We start from the raw sequence: 3,420 nt of genomic DNA, 5'->3' as shown, positions 1-3,420 counted from the left end.
TCGTGAAGGATGTTCCGGCGGTGTCCTACTCTCCCACACCCTGTCGAGTGCAGTACCATCGGCGCTGGCAGGCTTAGCTTCCGGGTTCGGAATGGGACCGGGCGTTTCCCTGCCGCTATGGCCGCCGTAACTCTATGAAACTATCCACACACACAGCGCGACAAGCCAGAACCCACACTATTCGTGGGACTCTGTCGAGTCTGCTGCAGTGCCTGTGTGTTGTTTCAGATACCGCACAGTGGACGCGTAGCAACCTTTGTTGGTAAGTCCTCGGCCGATTAGTACCGGTCACCTCCACACGTTACCGTGCTTCCAGTTCCGGCCTATCAACCCCATGGTCTGTAGGGGGCCTTAACCACTCGAAGGTGGTGAGAAACCTCATCTTGGAACAGGCTTCCCGCTTAGATGCTTTCAGCGGTTATCCCTTCCGAACGTAGCCAACCAGCCATGCCCCTGGCGGGACAACTGGCACACCAGAGGTTCGTCCGTCCCGGTCCTCTCGTACTAGGGACAGCCTTCCTCAAGTTTCTGACGCGCGCGGCGGATAGAGACCGAACTGTCTCACGACGTTCTAAACCCAGCTCGCGTGCCGCTTTAATGGGCGAACAGCCCAACCCTTGGGACCTACTCCAGCCCCAGGATGCGACGAGCCGACATCGAGGTGCCAAACCATCCCGTCGATATGGACTCTTGGGGAAGATCAGCCTGTTATCCCCGGGGTACCTTTTATCCGTTGAGCGACACCGCTTCCACATGCCGGTGCCGGATCACTAGTCCCGACTTTCGTCCCTGCTCGACCCGTCAGTCTCACAGTCAAGCTCCCTTGTGCACTTGCACTCGACACCTGATTGCCAACCAGGCTGAGGGAACCTTTGGGCGCCTCCGTTACATTTTGGGAGGCAACCGCCCCAGTTAAACTACCCACCAGGCACTGTCCCTGAACCAGATCATGGCCCGAGGTTAGAAGTCCAATACGACCAGAGTGGTATTTCAACGACGACTCCACGAACACTGGCGTGCCCGCTTCACAGTCTCCCACCTATCCTACACAAACCGTACCGAACACCAATACCAAGCTATAGTGAAGGTCCCGGGGTCTTTTCGTCCTGCCGCGCGTAACGAGCATCTTTACTCGTAATGCAATTTCGCCGAGTCTGTGGTTGAGACAGCAGAGAAGTCGTTACGCCATTCGTGCAGGTCGGAACTTACCCGACAAGGAATTTCGCTACCTTAGGATGGTTATAGTTACCACCGCCGTTTACCGGGGCTTAAATTCTCAGCTTCGCACCCCGAAGGGCGCTAACCGGTCCTCTTAACCTTCCGGCACCGGGCAGGCGTCAGTCCGTATACATCGTCTTACGACTTCGCACGGACCTGTGTTTTTAGTAAACAGTCGCTTCTCTCTGGTCTCTGCGACCCAACCCAGCTTCGGAGGAAAACTCCTACACCAGGCCGGGTCCCCCTTCTCCCGAAGTTACGGGGGCATTTTGCCGAGTTCCTTAACCACAGTTCTCTCGATCGCCTCGGTATTCTCTACCTGACCACCTGTGTCGGTTTGGGGTACGGGCCGTGTACCAACTCACTAGAGGCTTTTCTCGGCAGCATAGGATCACTGAATTCGCCTCAATCGGCTACGCATCACCTCTCAGGCACATGTTGTGCGGATTTGCCTACACAACGCCCTACCGGCTTACACCAGGTAATCCACCACCTGGCCCAGCTACCTTCCTGCGTCACCCCATCGCTTGACTACTACAGCCAGGGTCCCGCGCAGCCCCATCACGTTCCCCGAAGGGAATCGATCCGGTTTTGGGCGGTTAGCACAACTGATTCGCCATTGGGCGCGGATACACGGGTACGGGAATATCAACCCGTTGTCCATCGACTACGCCTGTCGGCCTCGCCTTAGGTCCCGACTCACCCTGGGCGGATTAACCTGGCCCAGGAACCCTTGGTCATTCGGCGGACGAGTTTCTCACTCGTCTTTCGCTACTCATGCCTGCATTCTCACTCGCACAGCCTCCACCACTAGGTCACCCTGTGACTTCCACGGCTGCACGACGCTCCCCTACCCATCCCAGCTCCTGGCTCGAAAGCAGAATAATGCTGGAATGCCGCGGCTTCGGCGGTGTACTTGAGCCCCGCTACATTGTCGGCGCAGGATCACTTGACCAGTGAGCTATTACGCACTCTTTCAAGGGTGGCTGCTTCTAAGCCAACCTCCTGGTTGTCTCAGCGACCCCACATCCTTTTCCACTTAGTACACGCTTAGGGGCCTTAGCCGGCGATCTGGGCTGTTTCCCTCTCGACTACGAAGCTTATCCCCCGCAGTCTCACTGCCACGCTCTCACACACCGGCATTCGGAGTTTGGCTGACTTCGGTAAGCTTGTAGGCCCCCTAGGCCATCCAGTAGCTCTACCTCCGGCGTGAAACACGTGACGCTGCACCTAAATGCATTTCGGGGAGAACCAGCTATCACGGAGTTTGATTGGCCTTTCACCCCTACCCACAGCTCATCCCCTCAGTTTTCAACCTAAGTGGGTTCGGGCCTCCACGACGTCTTACCGTCGCTTCACCCTGGCCATGGGTAGATCACTCCGCTTCGGGTCCATGACATGCGACTCAAACGCCCTATTCGGACTCGCTTTCGCTACGGCTACCCCACACGGGTTAACCTCGCCACACACCGATGACTCGCAGGCTCATTCTTCAAAAGGCACGCCATCACCCCACCCCAAAAGGGAAGGCTCTGACGGATTGTAAGCGCACGGTTTCAGGTACTATTTCACTCCCCTCCCGGGGTACTTTTCACCTTTCCCTCACGGTACTAGTCCGCTATCGGTCACCAGGGAGTATTCAGGCTTACCGGGTGGTCCCGGCAGATTCACAGCAGATTCCACGGGCCCGCTGCTACTCGGGCACCCACTACAACAGAGCACGCGTTTTCACCTACCGGACTCTCACCGTCTATGGTGGGCCGTTCCAGACCACTTCAACTAACACGCACTTTTCTGACTGTTGCCTACCACGGCAGTGATAGGAAAGTGAGCCCCACTACCCCACACGGACAACCCCTGCCGGGTATCACATCCGCATGGTTTAGCCTCATCCGCTTTCGCTCGCCACTACTCACGGAATCACATATTGTTTTCTCTTCCTGTGGGTACTGAGATGTTTCACTTCCCCACGTTCCCTCCACACACCCTATATATTCAGATGCGGGTGACACGACATCACTCGTGCCGGGTTTCCCCATTCGGAAATCCTCGGATCTCAGCTCGGTTGACAGCTCCCCGAGGCTTATCGCAGCCTCCTACGTCCTTCATCGGCTCCTGGTGCCAAGGCATCCACCGTACGCTCTTAAACACTTACAAACAAAGATGCTCGCGTCCACTGTGCAGTTCTCAAACAACACACCC

General features: G+C 56.6%; 2 rRNA genes. Both read right to left on the bottom strand.

Annotated elements, in window-relative coordinates:
- Positions 1-12: 12 nt before the first annotated feature.
- Positions 13-129: ribosomal RNA gene (gene rrf / locus ON34_RS09430) — 5S ribosomal RNA — on the bottom strand.
- A 129-nt stretch (positions 130-258) separates the two neighbouring features.
- A 23S ribosomal RNA gene (locus tag ON34_RS09425) occupies positions 259-3,375 on the bottom strand.
- Positions 3,376-3,420: the final 45 nt, after the last annotated feature.

Origin of the sequence: Nocardia pneumoniae NBRC 100136, from assembly GCF_000308755.1 — a bacterium.
Lineage (GTDB): Bacteria > Actinomycetota > Actinomycetes > Mycobacteriales > Mycobacteriaceae > Nocardia > Nocardia pneumoniae.
The sequence above is the reverse complement of the archived record's forward strand: the minus strand, read 5'-3'. Positions and strand labels throughout refer to the sequence as shown.